The sequence below is a fragment of the Streptomyces tuirus genome, assembly GCF_014701095.1.
Classification (GTDB): domain Bacteria; phylum Actinomycetota; class Actinomycetes; order Streptomycetales; family Streptomycetaceae; genus Streptomyces; species Streptomyces tuirus.
The window spans coordinates 2,133,704-2,151,669 of sequence record NZ_AP023439.1; the positions used below are offsets into that span (position 1 = coordinate 2,133,704).

General features: G+C 70.9%; 18 protein-coding genes and 1 pseudogene. 12 read left to right on the forward strand and 7 right to left on the reverse strand.

Going from position 1 to position 17,966, the window contains the following annotated elements:
- Nucleotides 1-12 precede the first annotated feature (12 nt).
- Nucleotides 13-1,632 (reverse strand): MFS transporter, encoded by a 1,620-nt coding sequence (locus IGS69_RS09905; protein WP_190898381.1) that lies wholly within the window; start codon nucleotides 1,630-1,632, stop codon nucleotides 13-15.
- 115 nt (nucleotides 1,633-1,747) lie between these two features.
- Between IGS69_RS09905 and IGS69_RS09910 the strand changes: the two genes are divergently transcribed.
- From IGS69_RS09910 to IGS69_RS09920, 3 genes are all read left to right on the forward strand, one after another.
- Nucleotides 1,748-2,380, forward strand: a complete 633-nt coding sequence (locus tag IGS69_RS09910) for a TetR family transcriptional regulator (RefSeq protein WP_232543474.1) — start codon at nucleotides 1,748-1,750, stop codon at nucleotides 2,378-2,380.
- A gap of 73 nt (nucleotides 2,381-2,453) precedes the next feature.
- Nucleotides 2,454-3,662, forward strand: a complete 1,209-nt coding sequence (locus tag IGS69_RS09915; protein ID WP_190898382.1) for an alpha/beta hydrolase — start codon at nucleotides 2,454-2,456, stop codon at nucleotides 3,660-3,662.
- A 66-nt stretch (nucleotides 3,663-3,728) separates the two neighbouring features.
- Nucleotides 3,729-4,580 carry a DUF4429 domain-containing protein gene (locus IGS69_RS09920; protein ID WP_190904439.1) on the forward strand — a complete coding sequence of 284 codons (852 nt, stop codon included), beginning with the start codon at nucleotides 3,729-3,731 and terminating at the stop codon, nucleotides 4,578-4,580.
- Between the two features lie 45 nt (nucleotides 4,581-4,625).
- Here the strand turns inward: IGS69_RS09920 and IGS69_RS09925 are convergent, their stop codons facing one another.
- Nucleotides 4,626-5,642, reverse strand: coding sequence for an aldo/keto reductase (locus tag IGS69_RS09925; RefSeq protein ID WP_190898383.1), 1,017 nt, complete (start codon nucleotides 5,640-5,642; stop codon nucleotides 4,626-4,628).
- Nucleotides 5,639-6,106, reverse strand: coding sequence for a MerR family transcriptional regulator (locus IGS69_RS09930; RefSeq protein WP_190898384.1), 468 nt, complete (start codon nucleotides 6,104-6,106; stop codon nucleotides 5,639-5,641). Before IGS69_RS09930 ends, IGS69_RS09925 begins: the two co-directional genes overlap by 4 nt.
- Before the next feature lie 156 nt (nucleotides 6,107-6,262).
- Between IGS69_RS09930 and IGS69_RS09935 the strand changes: the two genes are divergently transcribed.
- Nucleotides 6,263-7,078 carry a serine hydrolase domain-containing protein gene (locus tag IGS69_RS09935; protein WP_190898386.1) on the forward strand — a complete coding sequence of 272 codons (816 nt, stop codon included), beginning with the start codon at nucleotides 6,263-6,265 and terminating at the stop codon, nucleotides 7,076-7,078.
- On the opposite strand, the gene IGS69_RS09940 is transcribed toward IGS69_RS09935, so the two are convergent.
- Entirely contained in the window at nucleotides 7,075-7,728 is a 654-nt protein-coding gene (locus tag IGS69_RS09940; protein ID WP_190898387.1) for a pirin family protein, read from the reverse strand. The two genes, IGS69_RS09935 and IGS69_RS09940, sit on opposite strands and share 4 nt — an antisense overlap.
- 59 nt (nucleotides 7,729-7,787) lie before the next feature.
- Here IGS69_RS09940 and fasR point away from each other — a divergent pair, with 59 nt between their 5' ends.
- The 5 genes from fasR to fabF all read left to right on the forward strand — a co-directional run bounded on the left by fasR (nucleotide 7,788) and on the right by fabF (nucleotide 12,727).
- Nucleotides 7,788-8,993 carry a fatty acid biosynthesis transcriptional regulator FasR gene (gene fasR / locus IGS69_RS09945; protein ID WP_190898388.1) on the forward strand — a complete coding sequence of 402 codons (1,206 nt, stop codon included), beginning with the start codon at nucleotides 7,788-7,790 and terminating at the stop codon, nucleotides 8,991-8,993.
- Between the two features lie 89 nt (nucleotides 8,994-9,082).
- A complete protein-coding gene (locus tag IGS69_RS09950) occupies nucleotides 9,083-10,012 on the forward strand; it encodes an ACP S-malonyltransferase (protein WP_190898389.1) in 930 nt (309 codons plus the stop codon).
- A gap of 25 nt (nucleotides 10,013-10,037) precedes the next feature.
- A complete protein-coding gene (locus IGS69_RS09955) occupies nucleotides 10,038-11,039 on the forward strand; it encodes a ketoacyl-ACP synthase III (RefSeq protein WP_190898390.1) in 1,002 nt (333 codons plus the stop codon).
- A gap of 81 nt (nucleotides 11,040-11,120) precedes the next feature.
- Nucleotides 11,121-11,369, forward strand: a complete 249-nt coding sequence (locus IGS69_RS09960) for an acyl carrier protein (RefSeq protein WP_003989952.1) — start codon at nucleotides 11,121-11,123, stop codon at nucleotides 11,367-11,369.
- Nucleotides 11,370-11,455: 86 nt separating this feature from the next.
- On the forward strand, nucleotides 11,456-12,727 hold the full coding sequence (gene fabF / locus IGS69_RS09965; RefSeq protein ID WP_190898392.1) for a beta-ketoacyl-ACP synthase II: 1,272 nt from the start codon (nucleotides 11,456-11,458) through the stop codon (nucleotides 12,725-12,727).
- Nucleotides 12,728-12,884: 157 nt separating this feature from the next.
- Here fabF and IGS69_RS09970 read toward each other — a convergent pair whose 3' ends face one another.
- A complete protein-coding gene (locus IGS69_RS09970; RefSeq protein ID WP_190898393.1) occupies nucleotides 12,885-13,379 on the reverse strand; it encodes a DUF3145 domain-containing protein in 495 nt (164 codons plus the stop codon).
- A 259-nt stretch (nucleotides 13,380-13,638) separates the two neighbouring features.
- Here IGS69_RS09970 and IGS69_RS09975 point away from each other — a divergent pair, with 259 nt between their 5' ends.
- Nucleotides 13,639-14,532, forward strand: coding sequence for an SGNH/GDSL hydrolase family protein (locus IGS69_RS09975; protein ID WP_190898395.1), 894 nt, complete (start codon nucleotides 13,639-13,641; stop codon nucleotides 14,530-14,532).
- A 10-nt stretch (nucleotides 14,533-14,542) separates the two neighbouring features.
- Nucleotides 14,543-15,514 carry an aldose epimerase family protein gene (locus IGS69_RS09980; protein ID WP_190898396.1) on the forward strand — a complete coding sequence of 324 codons (972 nt, stop codon included), beginning with the start codon at nucleotides 14,543-14,545 and terminating at the stop codon, nucleotides 15,512-15,514.
- Nucleotides 15,515-15,622: 108 nt separating this feature from the next.
- Here IGS69_RS09980 and IGS69_RS09985 read toward each other — a convergent pair.
- A pseudogene (locus IGS69_RS09985) lies at nucleotides 15,623-15,778 on the reverse strand (fibronectin type III-like domain-contianing protein); the annotation flags it as partial.
- Nucleotides 15,779-15,889: 111 nt separating this feature from the next.
- Between IGS69_RS09985 and IGS69_RS09990 the strand changes: the two are divergent.
- Nucleotides 15,890-17,122, forward strand: a complete 1,233-nt coding sequence (locus IGS69_RS09990) for a pyroglutamyl peptidase (RefSeq protein WP_190898398.1) — start codon at nucleotides 15,890-15,892, stop codon at nucleotides 17,120-17,122.
- On the opposite strand, the gene IGS69_RS09995 is transcribed toward IGS69_RS09990, so the two are convergent.
- On the reverse strand, nucleotides 17,073-17,909 hold the full coding sequence (locus IGS69_RS09995) for an EI24 domain-containing protein (protein WP_190898400.1): 837 nt from the start codon (nucleotides 17,907-17,909) through the stop codon (nucleotides 17,073-17,075). The genes IGS69_RS09990 and IGS69_RS09995 overlap by 50 nt on opposite strands.
- Nucleotides 17,910-17,966: the final 57 nt, after the last annotated feature.

Consider the following 17,966-nt stretch of genomic DNA (forward strand, 5'->3'; position numbering starts at 1 on the left):
CGCCGGGAACCGTCAGATGTGCGCCGCGCCCGCGCCGGCTTCCGCGTTCTCGCCGCGCTTGGTGAGGAACGCGACGAACACGGCGACGGCCGCCACACCCGCGGCGGTCAGAGAGGCCAGGCTCATGCCGTCGATGAACGTGGTGTGCGCCACTTCGGTGATCTTCGCGGCGATCTGCTCGGGCGTGCCCTCGGGCACCGGGGCGATGCCCTGCTGAACGGTCAGCGCGGCCTGCTCGGACTGGACCGGAGTGAGCGGCGGCAGACCCGCGTCCGCCCAGTTGCCCGCGAATTCACTGTCGACCTTGGAGGCCATGACCGCGCCCAGCACGGCCGTGCCGAGACTGCCACCGATCTGCATGGCGGCCTGCTGGAGACCGCCCGCGACGCCGGAGAGCTCCATCGGGGCGTTGCCGACGATGACTTCGGTCGCGCCGACCATGACCGGTGCGAGGCCGAGGCCCAGCAGGGCGAACCAGAGCGACATGATGCCGCTGCCGGTGTCCGTCTGAAGCGTCGACATCCCGTACATGGCGATCGCGGTGAGCGCCATGCCGCCCGCCAGCGGAAGACGCGGGCCGAACTTGGTGATCATCACGCCGGCGAGCGGGGAGCCGACGATCATCATCCCGGTGAGGGGCAGCAGGTGCAGCCCGGCGTCGATCGGGCTCATCCCGTGCACGTTCTGGAGGTAGAACGTCACGAAGAACAGGCCGCCCATGAAGGCGATGGCCATCAGGACCATGAGGACGACTCCCGCCGACAGCGGGAGGGAGCGGAACAGCCCCAGCGGGATCAGCGGCTCCTTCACCTTCGTCTCCCAGACGGCGAAGAGCCCGAAGCCGACGAGCGAGGCGATGATGAACGCCCAGGTCTTGAGATCCCCCCAACCCCACTCAGGCGCCTTGATCAATGCCCAGACGAGGCAGAACATCGCGGCGGACAACAGGAAGATGCCGAGCAGGTCGAAGGAGCGCGGGGCGTTCTCGGCACGGTGGTCGAGCAGGATCAGCACACCGAGGACGACGGCGAGGACACCGACGGGCACGTTGATGAAGAACACCGACTGCCAGTTGACGTGCTCGACGAGCACACCGCCGAGGATCGGGCCGCCCGCGGTGGACGCGCCGATGACCATGCCCCAGATGCCGATCGCCATGTTCAGCTTCTCGGCAGGGAACGTCGCCCGCAGCAGGCCGAGCGCGGCCGGCATCAGCAGCGCGCCGAACAGGCCCTGGAAGACGCGGAAGACGATGACCGCCGTGATGCCCTTGGACAGCCCGATGGCGGCCGAGGAGGCGGCGAAGCCCGCCACACCGATGAGGAAGGTCTGCCGGTGGCCGAAACGGTCACCGAGCTTGCCGGCGGTGATCAGCGAGACGGCGAGGGCGAGGAAGTAGGCGTTGGTGATCCACTGGAGATCCGACCAGGAAGCCCCGAGGTCCTTGCCGATCGCCGGGTTGGCAATGGCCACGATGGTGCCGTCGAGGGCCACCATCATGACCCCCACAGCGACGGTGATGAGGGTGAGCCAGGAGTGCCCTCGCAGCCCCTTGCCCGGCGTCGCGTCCGACGGATCCGCCGGTGCCTTGCCCCCCGGCCCCGTCGTGTCGATGGTGGTCTGACTAGTCATACCGCGAGGCTAATGACAGTCACTGACAATTGACAAACCAATTCACTAGTCGGTAACTGACACGACATGCCCGTATAGCCTGAACTGCGAGAACACTTCGGATGAGAGGCACGTCTTGAACCTGCGCGAACGCAAGAAACGGCGCACCCGGGACGCACTGCTGCGGGCCGCGCTGGAACTGTTCGCCACGCGCGGGTACGAGGAAACGACCGTCGACGACATCGCCGCCGCCGTGGACGTCTCGCAGCGCACCTTCTTCCGCTACTTCGCCGGCAAGGAGGAGACGGCGTTCTTCGTGCCGCGCCTGGCGGAGACGCTCGTCGTGGAGGCCCTGCGCACGCGCCCGCCGGACGAGACACCGCTGGAGGCGCTGCGCCGCGCCGTGCTGGAGAGCTGGGACGCGATCAACGAGGCCGTCGAGGAGCTCGTGCCGATCGACCTCCACATGCGCGTGTACCGGGTGATCGAGTCCACGCCCGCGCTGCTCGCCGCCCATCTGCGGCGCTCGGCGGAACTGGAGGAGCAGCTCGCCGGCATCATCGCCGAGCGCGAGGGGCTCGACGTGGACGCGGACCCCCGGCCGAGGATCGTCGTGGCCCTCTTCGGCGGGGTGATTCGTGTCACCGAACGGTTGTGGTCCGCGGGGGACGACGTCACTCTCGACGGAATGCGCGAACTCACCACGACATACCTGGATCAGGTGGGTCCCGCACTGGCCGGGAACTGGCGTGCGGGGCAGTCCCCTTAGCCCCTCCACCGAAACGTGATCCCGGTCACTTGGTTAACGCGAGACCCTCTCGTTCTCCTAGTGTGTCCTTTCAGTGACTTCCTTCGACACCTCCCCGCAACTGAACGTCTGGCGCGCACTGCTCGCTCTGGCCGTGGTGTTCGTGATGCTGGCGACCACCGGCTGGACGGCCCTGCGCAACCAGCGGGGCGCCACGCCGCTCCAAGCCTCGCTCTCCGCCTGGGAGCACGGCCGGATCGGCGGGCACCGGCTGCCGGACCCGCAGTCCGAGCCGACGAAGCTGGCGCGTTTCTTCTCCTCGCTCACCGAGCAGGAGCGTTCGACGCTGATCCGCACGTACTCGCTCGCGGTGGGCAACATGAACGGCGCGCCGGTCGAGGTGCGCTACCGCGCCAACCATCTGGCGCTCGCCAAGGCGCGCAAGGTCGAGCGGGAACGCATGCACGACGAGCGCCTCACCGCGGCCGGGAAGCACGAGGCGGGCCGCAGGATGCACCGCTTCGAGGACCTCATGGAGCCGGGCCGCCACATCCTGGCGTTCGACCCGGAGGGTTCGGGCCGGGTGGCGGAGGTGTTCGGCAACCTGCGCAGGGCCGAGCGGGTCTCGGTGGTCGTCCCCGGTGTCGACACCGACCTGCTCACCTTCCAGCGCACCGACCGCGAGTACTCCGCGCCCGTCGGCATGGCCAAGTCCCTGTACGCGGCCGAGCGGCAGACGAGCCCCTCGACCCGTACGGCCGTGATCGCCTGGGCCGACTACACCGCGCCCAGCGGACTCGGCATCGACTCGGCCACGGCGATGCGTGCCGAGGACGGTGCCGTACGGCTGAACGCGCTCGTGCGGGCCCTGCCGGGCGCCTCGCCCGTCTCGCTGTTCTGCCACAGCTACGGCTCCGTCGTGTGCGGGGTCGCCGCGCACTCGCTGCCGGGCCGGGTGTCCGACATCGCGGTGGCGGGCAGCCCCGGCATGCGGGCCGAGAAGGCCACCCAGCTGCACACCGGTGCCCGGGTGTGGGCGATGCGGGACTCCGACGACTGGATCCAGGACGTGCCCTACCTGGAGGTCGGCGGACTGGGCCACGGCGCCGACCCGGTGTCCGCCGGTTTCGGGGCGCGGGTGCTGTCGGCGGCGGGCGCGAAGGGCCACGCGGGCTACTTCGAGCCGGGCACGGCAAGTCTGTTCAATTTCGCAGAGATCGGCGTTGGCGCATACCGCTCGGTGCACTGCGCGCACGAAGACGGCGTCTGCCGTACCGGTTTGTCCGGCACGGCGGCTGCCTGACGCGCGTAGAGGCGAAGAAATTGCGGTCTGCTCGGAAGGGGGACGGAGGAGCTCGTGCCGCATACGATGAGCCGCATGGGTGACGTACTGGCCGGATTTCATGCCGCCTGGGAGTTCGAGTCCGACTCCGTGCTCATCCGCTACGAACGGGGGATTCGAGCACCCAAGCTCTTCCAGGCCCTCGGGGAACGCCGGGTGCCCCTGGAGGCGATCGCCGGGGTGACGCTGACCCGCGGGAAACGCGGCACGGTCGTGCTGCGCATGGAGCCGCGCCCCGGCGCGGACCCCTTGATGGAGGCGGCGGCCGGACAGCTGAAGGAGAGCGGCGACCCCTACCGGCTGGTGCTGCCCGCCGACCGGGAGGTCCTCGCGGAGTACTACGCCGACGAACTGCGGACACTGCTGACGGAGTCCGGGCCCGTGGACCGGTTCCTCGTGAAGCCGCCCGAGGGGCCGCTGTCGTTCAAGGCGTACGACGGGAAGGCGACCTTCGACGGACGCACCGTGAACTTCCGGTGGTTCTGGACGGGTGCGTCGTCGGCGAAGTGGAAGGCCGGCGACCAGAGCTTCCCCGTCGGGGAGCTGAACGGCGTGGAGTGGCGGTCGCCGGAGGTCTTCGAGGGGCATTTGCGGCTTTTGCGCCGAGATGGGGAGACCTCGGGGACGCAGGCCGACCAGGATCCCGCCGCGGTGGTGTTCGGGCTGGGCTACGGCCCCGTGCACGAGTCGCTGCCGTTCGCCGCCGCGGTGTTGGCGGCGGTGCGGACGTCCAGTCCGGTGGCGGCCGTGCCCGCGCCGCGGCGGGATCCTGCCGATATCGCCGAGCGCATTCGTCACCTGGGTGAGTTGCATCAGGCCGGATTGGTGACGGATGAGGAGTTTTCGGTCAAAAAGGCCGAGTTGTTGGCGGAGCTGTAGCGACACGGCCCCGCGCCCTGGGAACCTCTACTCCCGGCAGAACCTCTACTCCCGGCCCGCCGACGTGAACGCCATGTCCGCGTAGCGGTTGCCCGCCACCTGGGCCGCTATGCCGTCCAGCAGGTCCAGTTGTTCGTCGGTCAGGACGATCCTGGTCGCCGCCGTGTTCTCCTCGACCCTGGTGGGCTTGCGGGTGCCCGGGATCGGGACGACCGGGAGGCCGTGGACCGTCGCCTGCTGCTGGACCCACGCCAGGGCGATCTGACCCAGGGTCGCGTCATGGGCCTTGGCCACCGCGCGGATCAGCTCCAGCAGCGTCGCGTTCGCCGTGGCGTTCTCGCCGGTGAAGCGGGGCTGCCGGCGGCGGAAGTCACCGGCGCTGAGGTCCTGCTCGGCGTCGGTGAAGGAGCCGGTGAGGAAGCCGCGGCCGAGGGGTGAGTACGCGACAAGGGCCACGCCCAGTTCACGGGCCGCGGGGACGACGTGCGTCTCGATGTCACGGCTGAACAGCGACCACTCCGACTGCACGGCGGCGATGGGGTGGACGGCGTGGGCCGCGCGCAGTTCGCCCGCCGTGACCTCGCTCAGGCCGAGCTGCTTGACCTTGCCCTCGCGGACCAGGTCGGCCATGGTGCCGACGCTCTCCTCGATCGGCACGTTCACATCGCGCCGGTGCATGTAGTAGAGGTCGATGGCGTCGACGTCCAGCCGCTTCAGGCTCGCCTCGACGGCCTGCCGGATGTAGGGCGGGTCGTTGCGGATGATCCGGCGCGTCGGGTCGTCCGGGGGTATGGACAGGGCGAACTTGGTCGCGATGACGACCTCGTCGCGGTGGGCCTTGAAGAAGGGCGCCAGGAACCGCTCGTTCTCGCCGGCGCCGTACGCGTCGGCCGTGTCGTAGAAGGTGACGCCCAGTTCGAGCGCCCGCTCCAGCGTGGCCCGGGACGCGTCCGCGTCCGCGGGGCCGTAGCCGAAGCTCATGCCCATGCAGCCCAGGCCCTGGACGCTCACCTCGGGACCGTGGTCGCCGAGCTTCGCCGTCGTGATCCTGCCGTCCGTCATCGGGACCTCTCCGACGCCAGGGCCCGCCCGGCGTCCGCGTAGAAACTGATCTTCCGGTCGAGCACGGCGAGAGTGCCGCGGAGTTCGTCGATCCTGGCCAGGACGTCCTCGCGGGTGGTCTGGAGCAGTTCGAAGCGCTCGCCGTAGGTGTGGTCGCCCTCGCGCACGAGTTCCGCGTACCGGACCATGTCCGCGACCGGCATGCCCGTCAGGCGGAGCTTGCCGACGAGGTCGAGCCAGTCGAGGTCGCGGTTGGTGTAGCGGCGCTGGCCGGTGTGGGACCGGTCGATGTGCGGCATCAGGCCGATGCGCTCGTACCAGCGCAGGGTGTGTGCCGTCAGGCCGGTGAAGGCGACGACCTCGCTGATCGTGTAGTGGTCGTCGCCGTCCGGGCGCCGGTTCTGCTGCCGCGTCGGGCCGGCGCAGGTGTCGGTCCTGGTCCCCGTGGTCTCCATCACCGTCATGGCCCCAACGCTAGAACCTTGGAGTGCGCTCGAAGCAAGCGCCGACGGTAAGAAACCGGCAGGGCCTTTCCGGATCCGGCTGGCCGGCGGACGGACCCATCAGTGTGGTCCGACCCTTTGCCGGAGCTCGCGCTCTGAGCGCATAGGCTCGAACGCATGTCGCTGAAGAGCCTCGCGTTGATCGATAACTGGCCGGTTCCCACCGCTGCGGCGGGTGTCGTACGGGCGGACGGCACCATCGTCGGCACCCACGGACCGGCCGGGCAGCGGTTCCGGCTCGCGTCGGTGACCAAGCCGCTGGCCGCCTACGCGGTGCTCGTCGCGTACGAGGAGGGGGCCATCGAGCTCGACGAGCCGGCCGGTCCCCCCGGGTCGACGGTCCGGCACCTGCTCGCGCACACCTCGGGCCTCGCCTTCGACGAGCACAAGGTCACGGCCCCGCCCGGGGAGCGGCGGCTGTACTCCAACGCCGGCTTCGAGCAACTGGGCGACCATGTGGCGAAGGCCACCGACATCCCGTTCGGGGAGTACCTGCGGCAGGCCGTGCTGGAGCCGCTGGGCATGACCTCCACGACCCTGGAGGGCTCCCCGGCCAAGGACGGGGTGTCGACGGTGGCGGACCTGCTGCGGTTCGCGGCCGAGGTGCAGGCGCCGCGGCTGCTGGACCCCCGCACGGTCGCCTCGGCGATGACGGTGCACTTCCCGGGCACCAAGGGCGTCCTGCCGGGGTACGGCCACCAGAACCCCAACGACTGGGGGCTCGGCTTCGAGATCCGCGACTCCAAGTCGCCGCACTGGACGGGCTCTTCGTCCTCGCCCCGCACGTTCGGGCATTTCGGGCAGTCCGGTACGTTCCTGTGGATCGAACCGGTCGCGGGCGCGGCCTGCGTGGCCCTGACGGACCGGGCGTTCGGGGCCTGGGCGATCGAGGCGTGGCCGGCGTTCACTGACGCGGTGCTGGCAGAGCTCTAGGGCATCTCCCAGACCAGCAGCTCCGCATCCGTCACGCCCTCGGCCTCCAGGCCCTTGGCGTCCGTGATCCGGGCGGCGTCGCCGGCGCCCAGTTCCTCGCCGTCCAGGCGGACGCCGCCGCGTACGACGTGCACGTACGCGTACGGCACGTCCGGCACCGCCGTGCGCTCCCCCGCCCCCAGGCGCCGCACGTGCAGCATCGCGCCGGCCTCGGGGACGGCGTAGGGCGTCGAGTCGGCGATGCCGTGGACGACCTCGTAGGACGGGTCGCCGCCGGGCCGCAGGGGCGCCAGCCACATCTGGATGAAGGTCAGGGGCTCCGGGCCGTCGTTGCGCTCGACGTGCCGCACCCCGCCCGCCGAGCTGAGCCGCTGCACGTCCCCGGGGCGTACCACCGACTCGTGCCCGGTGGAGTCCCGGTGGGTCAGCTCGCCCTCCACCACCCACGTGACGATCTCGGTGTGGCTGTGCGGGTGCTCGTCGAAGCCGGCCCCGGGCGCCAGCCGCTCCTCGTTGCACGCCAGCACCGCGCCGAACCGGAGGTTGTCCGGGTCGTAGTGGGACCCGAAGGAGAAGGCGTGCCACGACTCGATTCCGGCCGCCGGGTCGCCGCCCCGGTAGCGCTCGCCCGCGCGCCGAATGTCCATCACGCGGTCCACCGTAGACCCGGCGGCCCACCTTCCCGTCCGGATAAGGCAGTCTTGTCCCCGTGCCCGAACCCGAAACCGGCAAGAACGAAGCCGCAGCCCACGACGCCCATGCCCATGCCGCGACGCTGAAGCGGCTGGAGAAGTCGTCCGGATCGCTCGCCGCGCAGGCCATCGCGCGGATGGACGAGACGCTGCCCTGGTACCGGGCCATGCCCCCGGAGAACCGTTCCTGGATCGGTCTGGTCGCGCAGGCGGGCATCGCCGCGTTCACCGAGTGGTTCCGGCATCCGGACGCCCCGCAGGCCATCTCCACCGATGTGTTCGGCACCGCGCCGCGCGAGCTGACCCGGGCGATCACCCTGCGCCAGACCGTGGAGATGGTGCGCACCACCATCGAGGTCATGGAGAGCGCGATCGACGAGGTCGCGGCCCCCGGCGACGAGCGGGTGCTGCGCGAGGCACTGCTCGTCTACGCCCGGGAGATCGCCTTCGCCACGGCCCAGGTCTACGCCCAGGCCGCCGAGGCACGCGGCGCCTGGGACGCCCGGCTGGAGTCCCTGGTCGTGAACGCCGTGCTCAGCGGCGAGGCCGACGAGGGGGCCGTGTCCCGGGCCGCCGCCCTGGGCTGGAACTCCCCGGAGCATGTGTGCGTGGTGCTCGGCACCGCACCCGACGGGGACTCCGAACTGACCGTGGAGGCGATCCGGCGGGCCTCCCGGCACGCCAAGCTCCAGGTGCTCACCGGGGTGCTCGGCGACCGGCTGGTCGTCATCGCCGGCGGCAGCGACAACCCGCTGGCCGTCGCCAAGTCGCTCATCGGCCCGTTCGCGGCCGGGCCGGTCGTGGCGGGCCCGGTGGTGCCGGACCTGCTGGCCGCGACCCGGTCCGCGCAGGCCGCCGCGGCGGGGCTGAAGGCGTGTTCCGCCTGGCAGGACGCCCCGCGCCCGGTTCTGGCGGACGATCTGCTCCCGGAGCGGGCGATGGCCGGTGACCCCTCGGCCCGCGAGCAGCTGGTGGAGGAGATCTACAGACCGCTGGAGGAGGCCGGGGCCGCGCTCCTGGAGACCCTCAGCGTCTATCTCGAGCAGGCCAGCAGCCTCGAGGGCGCCGCACGGATGCTCTTCGTCCATCCCAACACCGTCCGCTACCGGCTTCGACGTGTGACTGACGTCACCGGTTGGTCACCCTCCGATGTACGCTCTGCGTTCACACTGCGGATCGCGTTGATCCTGGGGCGTCTGGTCGATGGAGATCTCCAGCCCTAAGGTTTTGTCGGGGCTCGACAAAACCCCCCCGTGTTCTTCGTCCTTGTCCCCACGGGCGGCCGTGCCCGTACCCAAGAGAGAGTGTGAGAGTGCTCGTACTCGTCGCTCCCGGCCAGGGCGCTCAGACGCCCGGCTTCCTGACCGAATGGCTCGACTTCCCCGGTGTTCGCGGTGCCCTCGAGGCCTGGTCCGACGCCGCGGGACTCGACCTGATCCGTTACGGCACCGAGGCCGACGCGGAGGAGATCCGCGACACCGCGGTGGCGCAGCCGCTGCTGGTCGCGGCCGGACTGGCCTCCGCCGCCCTGCTGTTCGACGACCCGGCGGAGCTGCCGCAGAAGGTCGGCGCGATCGCCGGGCACAGCGTCGGTGAGTTCACCGCCGCCTCGCTCGCCGGAGTGCTCCCCCACGAGGAGGCACTCCGCCTGGTCCGCACCCGCGGGCTCGCCATGGCCGAGGCCGCCGCCGTCACCGAGACGGGCATGGCCGCGCTGCTGGGCGGCGATCCGGCGGTGACGGTTCCGCACCTGGAGAAGCTCGGTCTGACCCCGGCGAACATCAACGGGGCGGGCCAGATCGTCGCGGCCGGCACGAAGGAGCAGCTCGCCGCGCTGGAGGCGGACAAGCCCGAGGGCGTGCGCAAGGTCGTCGCGCTGAAGGTCGCCGGCGCGTTCCACACGCACCACATGGCACCGGCCGTCGACACGCTGGCCAAGGCCGCCGAGGCCCTGGCGCCCGGCGACCCGAAGGTCCGTTACGTCTCCAACAAGGACGGGCAGACCGTCGCCGGCGGCCCCGAGGTGCTGGAGCGCCTGGTCGGCCAGGTCGCCAACCCGGTCCGCTGGGACCTGTGCATGGAGACCTTCAAGGAGCTCGGCGTCACGGCCCTGATCGAGGTGTGCCCCGGCGGCACCCTCACCGGCCTCGCCAAGCGGGCCCTGCCCGGAGTGAAGACGCTGGCCCTGAAGTCCCCCGCCGACCTCGACGCGGCTCGCGAGCTCATCGCCGAGCACGCCTGAACGCCGCCCCCAAGGAGCCGACCGCATGGCGAAGATCAAGCCCAGCAAGGGCGCCCCGTACGCGCGCATCCTCGGCGTCGGCGGCTACCGCCCGACCCGGGTGGTGCCGAACGAGGTGATCCTCGAGACGATCGACTCGTCCGACGAGTGGATCCGCTCGCGCTCCGGCATCCAGACGCGGCACTGGGCGAACGACGAGGAGACCGTCGCCGCGATGTCGATCGAGGCGTCCGGCAAGGCGATCGCCGACGCGGGGATCTCCGCCGAGCAGATCGGCGGCGTGATCGTGTCGACCGTCTCGCACTTCAAGCAGACCCCGGCCGTCGCCACCGAGATCGCCGACAAGCTCGGCACGAACAAGGCCGCCGCGTTCGACATCTCGGCGGGCTGCGCGGGCTTCGGCTACGGCCTCACGCTCGCCAAGGGCATGATCGTCGAGGGCTCGGCGGAGTACGTCCTGGTGATCGGTGTCGAGCGGCTGAGCGACCTGACCGACCTGGAGGACCGCGCGACGGCCTTCCTGTTCGGTGACGGGGCCGGCGCGGTCGTGGTCGGCCCGGCCCAGGAGCCCGCGATCGGCCCGACCGTGTGGGGCTCCGAGGGCGACAAGTCCGAGACGATCAAGCAGACCGTGCCGTGGACGGACTACCGTTCCGGCGAGGTCGCGAGGTTCCCGGCCATCACGCAGGAGGGCCAGGCGGTGTTCCGCTGGGCCGTCTTCGAGATGGCGAAGGTCGCCAAGGAGGCGCTGGACGCCGCCGGCATCACCGCGGACGACCTGGACGTCTTCATTCCGCACCAGGCCAACGAGCGGATCATCGACTCGATGGTGAAGACACTCAAGCTGCCGGAGTCCGTCATGGTCGCCCGTGACGTTCGCACCACCGGCAACACCTCGGCCGCCTCGATCCCGCTCGCGATGGAGCGGCTCCTGGCGACCGGTGAGGCGAAGAGCGGCGACACCGCGCTCGTCATCGGCTTCGGGGCGGGTCTCGTCTACGCCGCGACTGTCGTTACCCTCCCCTAGGCACTCCGTGCCGGATCATGCGATCCGGCACAGGAGGAAACACCTGCCACACCCTCTGGATATCTACGAAGGAGCGCCAACATGGCCGCCACTCAGGAAGAGATCGTCGCCGGTCTCGCCGAGATCGTGAACGAGATCGCCGGCATCCCGGTTGAGGACGTCCAGCTGGACAAGTCCTTCACCGACGACCTGGACGTCGACTCGCTGTCCATGGTCGAGGTCGTCGTCGCCGCCGAAGAGCGCTTCGACGTCAAGATCCCCGACGAGGACGTCAAGAACCTCAAGACCGTCGGCGACGCGACCGACTACATCCTCAAGCACCAGGGCTGATCGGCCGATCAGGCCTTTGGGCTGACTGCCCCGCCACCCGGCGGTGGCGCCGCTTAATCCTCGTAACCGTTGGAGAAAGAATTCCCGTGAGCCCGACCAATCGCACCGTGGTCGTCACCGGTATCGGCGCAACCACACCGCTGGGTGGCGACGCAGCCTCTACCTGGGAGGGCCTGATCGCCGGCAAGTCCGGCGTCAAGCCCCTCGAGCAGGACTGGGCGGCCGACCAGGCCGTCAAGATCGCGGCCCCGGTCGCCGTGGAGCCCACCGAGGTCATCCCGCGGCCGCAGGCCCGCCGACTGGACCGCTCGGCGCAGTTCGCGCTGGTCGCGGCCAAGGAGGCCTGGGCCGACGCCGGTTTTGAAGCAAAGGCCGGCGAGGACCCGAACATCGACCCCGACCGGCTCGGCGCGGTCATCGCCTCCGGCATCGGCGGCGTGACGACGCTGCTCGACCAGTACGACGTGCTGAAGGAGAAGGGCGTCCGTCGCGTCTCCCCGCACACCGTGCCCATGCTGATGCCCAACAGCCCCTCGGCCAACGTGGGTCTGGCCGTGGGCGCCCGTGCGGGCGTGCACACGCCGGTCTCCGCCTGCGCCTCGGGCGCCGAGGCCATCGGCTACGCCATCGAGATGATCCGCACCGGGCGCGCCGACGTCGTCGTCGCGGGTGGCACGGAGGCGGCGATCCACCCGCTGCCCATCGCCGCGTTCGGCAACATGATGGCGATGTCCAAGAACAACGACGACCCGCAGGGCGCGTCGCGTCCCTACGACACCGCCCGCGACGGCTTCGTCCTCGGTGAGGGCGCCGGTGTCGTGGTCCTGGAGTCCGCCGAGCACGCCGCGAAGCGCGGTGCCCGGGTGTACGCGGAGGCGGTCGGGCAGGGCATCTCCGCCGACGCGCACGACATCGTGCAGCCGGAGCCGGAGGGGCGGGGCATCTCGCACGCCCTCCAGAACCTGCTGGAGCGCACCGACCTGAACCCGGCGGAGATCGTGCACGTCAACGCGCACGCGACGTCCACGCCGGCGGGTGACATCGCCGAGCTGAAGGCGCTGCGGAAGGTGTTCGGTGACGACGCCGACCACTTCGCGGTGTCCGCGACGAAGTCGATGACCGGGCATCTGCTGGGTGGCGCGGGTGGTGTCGAGACGGTGGCGACGGTGCTGGCGCTGTACCACCGGGTGGCTCCGCCGACGATCAACGTGGAGAACCTCGACCCGGAGGCCGAGGCGAATGCCGATGTCGTTCGGGGTGAGGCTCGGAAGCTGCCGGTCGAGGGCCGGATCGCCGCGTTGAACGACTCGTTCGGGTTCGGTGGGCACAACGTGGTGCTGGCGTTCCGGACGGTTTGATTCGCCCTTACGGCGAGTGGCCCGGACTCTTCTTGAGTTCGGGCCACTCGCCGTTTTGTGTCACGTTGCCTGCCGGGTGCGGGCGGGTGGGGGCTTGTCGCGCAGTTCCCCGCGCCCCTGAGGGGCGCGCCCCTGAGGGCGCGTCCCCCAAAGGCGTTTACACCACCTGGTGCAACCAGCGGACCGGGGCGCCTTCGCCCGCGTAGCGGAAGGGTTCCAGTTCGTCGTCCCAGGGCTTGCCGAGCAGCTTGTTGAGTTCGGCCTCCAGGTCGGTCTCCCCCTGCCGGCTGCGCTGGAGGGCCGCTCTGAGCCGGTCCTCGGGGATGAGGATGTCGCCGTGGATGCCGGTGACGGCGTGGTAGATGCCCAGGTCGGGGGTGCAGCTGTAGCGCTCGCCCTCGGCGGTCGGGCAGGGTTCGGCGGTGACCTCGAAGCGCAGGAGGTGCCAGCCGCGGAGCGCGGAGGCGAGTTTGGACGCCGTGCCCGCCTGGCCCTGCCAGGAGAACTCCGAGCGCCAGGTGCCCGGGGCGGCCGGCTGACGGATCCAGTCCAGGCTGACGCGTGTGCCGAGCACCCCGGCGACGGCCCACTCGACGTGCGGGCACAGCGCGCGCGGCGCGGAGTGCACGTACAGAACTCCACGTGTCGTCACCGGAACCTCCGGGCAGAGCGGGACATGGTGCAAACGGGCGGAACGGCTGTGACCGGGCGGGTCACGTTGATGGCGAGGCTACCGTGCGGGGGCGCAAGGAGTGTGACGTACGGTCGGTCCAGGGGCCGGGAAACGCCTCCCATTCACCCAGGGGGACGCTTGTACGGGTGTGAGCCGTTGCACCTGATCGGCCGGGAACCCTCGTGCGTTGTTATTGGTTGGGGAGACAGGCACGGCGTGGCGAGGGGATGGACCAGGGATGCGGAAGCGAGGCCGTCGTACACGGGGCGCTCTGGCCGTGGTCGCCGCGGCCGCGCTGGGTGTCGCGGGGTGTGATGCCGTGGGCGGTGATTCCGCCGCGCCCTCCGAGAGCGCGAAGCCGTCGCCGAAGCCCACTCCCCTGTGGGACCGCAGCCCGGCGTCCGTCGCGGCCGTCGGGGACTCCATCACACGCGGGTTCGACGCCTGTGACGTGCTGTCGGACTGTCCGGAGGCGTCCTGGGCGACCGGTGCCAGCCCCGAGGTCGACTCGCTCGCGGTGCGGCTGCTGGGCAGGACCGGGGCCGCGCAGCGCAGTTGGAACTACGCGGTGACCGGGGCGCGGATGGCCGACCTGCCCGGGCAGATGGCGCAGGCGGTGCGCCGCGAGCCGCAGTTGGTGACGGTGATGGTCGGGGCGAACGACGCCTGCCGGCGTACGCCTTCGGCGATGACTCCGGTCTCCGCCTTCCGCGCCGACTTCGAGGATTCCCTGCGCTCCCTGCGCAAGGCCCTGCCCAAGGCGCAGGTGTTCGTGGCGAGCGTGCCCAATCTGAAGCGGCTGTGGTCGGAGGGCCGGAGCAGCCCGATGGGCAAGCAGGTGTGGAAGCTGGGCATCTGCCCGTCGATGCTGGGCGACGCGGACGCCCTGGACTCGGCGGCGACCCTGCGGCGGGACACGGTGCACAAGCGGGTGGAGGACTACAACAAGGTCCTGAAGGAGGTCTGCGCCGAGGACGAGCGGTGCCGCTACGACGGGGGCGCGGTGTACGACTACCGCTTCGGCATCGGCCAGTTGAGCCGCTGGGACTACTTCCACCCCAGCGTGAACGGACAGGCCCGGTTGGCGGAGATCGCGTACCGCACCGTCACCGCGAAAGAGCCCCTGACTTAAAGTTCCGCACATGAACGAACTCTTCGGCACACTTTCCGACGGGACCCCGGTGCACCGCTGGACCCTGGAGCGGGCGGGCGTGCGGGTGCGGGTCCTGTCGTACGGCGGGATCGTGCAGTCCGTGGAGGTGCCGGACCGGGACGGCCGGGCCGGGGGCGTGGTGCTGGGGTTCCCGGATCTCGACGGGTATCTCGCCCATCCGGAGCCGTACCTGGGCGCCCTGATCGGGCGGTACGCCAACCGGATCGCCGGCGGCCGGTTCACCCTGGACGGCCGGACGTACGCGCTGGAGCCGAACAGCGGACCGAACTCGCTGCACGGCGGCGCGCGCGGTTTCGACAAGCGGCTGTGGGACGCGGAGCCGGTCGAGCACGGGGTGCGGCTGACGCGGATCAGTGCGCACGGCGAGGAGGGGTTCCCGGGGCGGCTGGAGGTCTCGGCGACGTACACGCTCGACGCGTCCGGCGCGCTGCGGATCGCCTACGAGGCGGTGACGGACGCGCCGACCGTGGTGAACCCGACGAACCACAGCTACTTCAACCTGGCCGGTTCCGGTGACGCCGGCGGTCATGAACTGCGGCTGGCCGCCTCCCGGTACACGCCGGTCGACGCCGACCTGATCCCGGCCGGCGGGCCCGAGGACGTGACCGGCACGGGCTTCGACTTCCGTGAGGCCCGCAAGACCGGCTCCGGCTACGACCACAACTTCGTGCTCGACAAGGGTGTGACGGACACTCCGGTGGAGGTCGCCGAGCTGCACGATCCGGCGTCCGGCCGGGTGCTGACGGTGGCGACCACCGAACCCGGTCTCCAGCTCTACACCGCCGACCAGCTGTCCGGCCCCTTCGCGCCCGGCGACGGCATCGCGCTGGAGACGCAGCACTTCCCCGACTCGCCGAACCGGCCGGACTTCCCGACGACCGTGCTGCGGCCCGGCGAGGAGTTCCGCTCGGAGACGGTCTACGGGTTCGGCGTCCGCTGACGGGCGGCCCCCTGACAGACCTGACCGGCGGCCCCCTGACAGACCATGAGCCCCGGTCCGGAGGTCAGGTCCCGGACCGGGGCTGCTTGGTGGGGAACTTGTCCCGGATCAGACGTTAATCGTCGCGGTGGTCCTGCGGTCCGTGATCGAGCGTCCGACCGGGATCTCGTACGAACCCTTCACATACGACCACGAGCCGGTCGCTTCGCCCCAGATTTCGAAACCTCGGCGTGGCAGTTCGAGGGTGGCTTCGGCGCTCTCAGGCGACGGCGAAGATCCCCGGCTGAGCCACGCCCATGGCGTGGACCACACCCGTCACGCGATACTTCGGCCGTCCGGCACCGACCCCCACCGCGACGGAAGGCCTGAACACCCTTGAATTCCATACGCGTTCGCCTCGGCGTCCTCGGTCTCGCCCTGCTGACCGGCTTCACCGCGCCGACGGCGGCGAGCGCCGCCCAGGCGGCCCCCTCCCCCACCGTCGAGGAGCAGCGGCTCGGCAGAGCGGCCCCCCAGGAGATCCTGCGCCGCTCCGGATTCGACACGGCGGCCCCACGCCTGGCCCGGGCGCTGGAGGGGGCCCGCTCCTACGGGGAGGCACGCCGGGCCGTGACGCGTGAGGGCGCGCGGCTGTGGCAGCGTGCGGTCGACCGGGCGCAGGGGCGCGGGCCGGCGGGCGGGGACCTGAGCCGGGACGACGACCGGCCGCTGTACTGGGCGCGGCTCGGGATGACGCGTGACGTGCGCACCTGGGAGCCGGAGTTCGGCCTGACGGACGGGCAGCGGGCCGCGCTGCTGGACGAGCTGGAGCGCACCTCGCGCGGCCAGGACGCCATCCGGTATCCGCACGGCAAGGGCCTGAAGCGGATCCTGCTCACCGGCTTCGACCCGTTCACCCTGGACCGGGACATCCGCATCTCCAACCCGGCCGGCGCCACCGCGCTGGCCCTCGACGGCACGGTGATCGAGACGGCGGACGGCCCGGCCCGGATCGAGACGGCCGTGTTCCCGGTGCGCTGGCAGGACTTCACCGAGGGCACGGTGGAGCGGGCCCTGCGGCCGCACCTGCCGAAGGTCGACCTGTTCACGACGGTGAGCCAGGGCCGGGTCGGGCGGTTCGACATCGAGCGGACCAACGGGGCCTGGCGGGGCGGCTTCGGGGACAACGAGAACATCGGCCGCACCGAGACCGTGCCGGTGAGCGACCCGGCCTCGCAGCCGCAGTGGACGACGACGACGCTGCCGTACGCGGCGATCACCGCCGCGCAGACCGGCCGTTTCCCGGTGTACGACAACACGAGCGTCACCGAGATCCCGGCCGGCGGCACCGATCCCGTCGTGCGCCCCGACGGGCCGACGCCCGGCTCGACCGCACGTGCGGGCGGGGGCGGCGACTACCTGTCCAACGAGATCGCCTACCGGGCCACGCTGCTGCGGGACCGGCTGGGGCTGCACGCGACGCTGCCGGGCGGGCATGTGCACACACCGCTGCTGCAGTTCGCCGCCGGGAACACCACCGAGGTCACCGACCCGGAGTTCGTGCGCAACCGGCTGGACATCATCGCCCAGGTGCGGGCGATCCTGAAGGTGGCTGCGGAAACGTCGTAGCGGCCTGGTCGCCCGCCTCGCCGCCGTCGCCACCCTCGTCGATCTCCTCGCCCAGGAGGTCACGCGCCATGAGGGTGGCGCCGGCGACCGCGCCCGGCATCAGGAACACCGCGACGAACGGCACCAGGAAGGCCGCGGCGAGCGGTGTGCCGAAGCCCCAGACGAGGGCCTTGCGGGAGCGCAGCAGGGTGAGGCGGGTGCGCAGTTCGACGCTGCGGCGCTGGAGGGCGACGGCGGTCAGTTCCTCGGTGAGGAAGAACCCGGTGATGAAGAACCCGATCACCGGGACGGCCGTCTGCCCGACCACCGGGATGAAGCCGCACGCGAACAGCAGCACACCCCACAGGGCGGCCCGCACCACGATCCGCAGGCTGTCCCGGGCGGAGATCCACAGTTCGCGCCAGAGCGGCAGCCCCGACTCGGGGGCGTGCCCGTCCGGGGACACGTCCCGGTCGACCTTCTCGGAGAGGTTCTCGTAGAAGGGCTGCCCGATCAGCAGGGTCACCGCGGTGAAGGTCACGACGGCCAGGAGCAGGGCGAGGGCGAACAGCACGGCGGTCAGGAAGCCGCGGAAGAGCCCCTGCCACGGGCTGGTCCAGTCGTCGGCGAAGGGCGTCGCCCAGCCCACGGCGTCCTCGCCCCACAGGGCCAGCGCGACGAGCGCCGCCGCGTACAGAACGAGGGTGATCAGGCCCGGGAGCAGCCCGAAGCCGTACTGCCTGCCGTGCCGGGCCACCCATCGCTGGCCCTTCAGGAGGTACCGGAAACCCGCCCCTAGATCGCGCATGGGGAAACCCTATCCGGGCAGGCCCGGTCGCTCCCCGACAGGGCCGTACGGGGCTGT

What these genes read in the sequence shown, in the direction of transcription:
- IGS69_RS09975 (WP_190898395.1), top strand. Translation starts at nt 13,639, where the DNA reads ATGCGGAAGCGAGGCCGTCGTACACGGGGCGCTCTGGCCGTGGTCGCC.
- IGS69_RS09930 (WP_190898384.1), bottom strand. Translation starts at nt 6,106, where the DNA reads ATGACGGTGATGGAGACCACGGGGACCAGGACCGACACCTGCGCCGGC.
- IGS69_RS09980 (WP_190898396.1), top strand. Translation starts at nt 14,543, where the DNA reads ATGAACGAACTCTTCGGCACACTTTCCGACGGGACCCCGGTGCACCGC.
- IGS69_RS09960 (WP_003989952.1), top strand. Translation starts at nt 11,121, where the DNA reads ATGGCCGCCACTCAGGAAGAGATCGTCGCCGGTCTCGCCGAGATCGTG.
- IGS69_RS09995 (WP_190898400.1), bottom strand. Translation starts at nt 17,909, where the DNA reads ATGCGCGATCTAGGGGCGGGTTTCCGGTACCTCCTGAAGGGCCAGCGA.
- IGS69_RS09925 (WP_190898383.1), bottom strand. Translation starts at nt 5,642, where the DNA reads ATGACGGACGGCAGGATCACGACGGCGAAGCTCGGCGACCACGGTCCC.
- IGS69_RS09905 (WP_190898381.1), bottom strand. Translation starts at nt 1,632, where the DNA reads ATGACTAGTCAGACCACCATCGACACGACGGGGCCGGGGGGCAAGGCA.
- IGS69_RS09920 (WP_190904439.1), top strand. Translation starts at nt 3,729, where the DNA reads ATGAGCCGCATGGGTGACGTACTGGCCGGATTTCATGCCGCCTGGGAG.
- IGS69_RS09935 (WP_190898386.1), top strand. Translation starts at nt 6,263, where the DNA reads ATGTCGCTGAAGAGCCTCGCGTTGATCGATAACTGGCCGGTTCCCACC.
- IGS69_RS09955 (WP_190898390.1), top strand. Translation starts at nt 10,038, where the DNA reads ATGGCGAAGATCAAGCCCAGCAAGGGCGCCCCGTACGCGCGCATCCTC.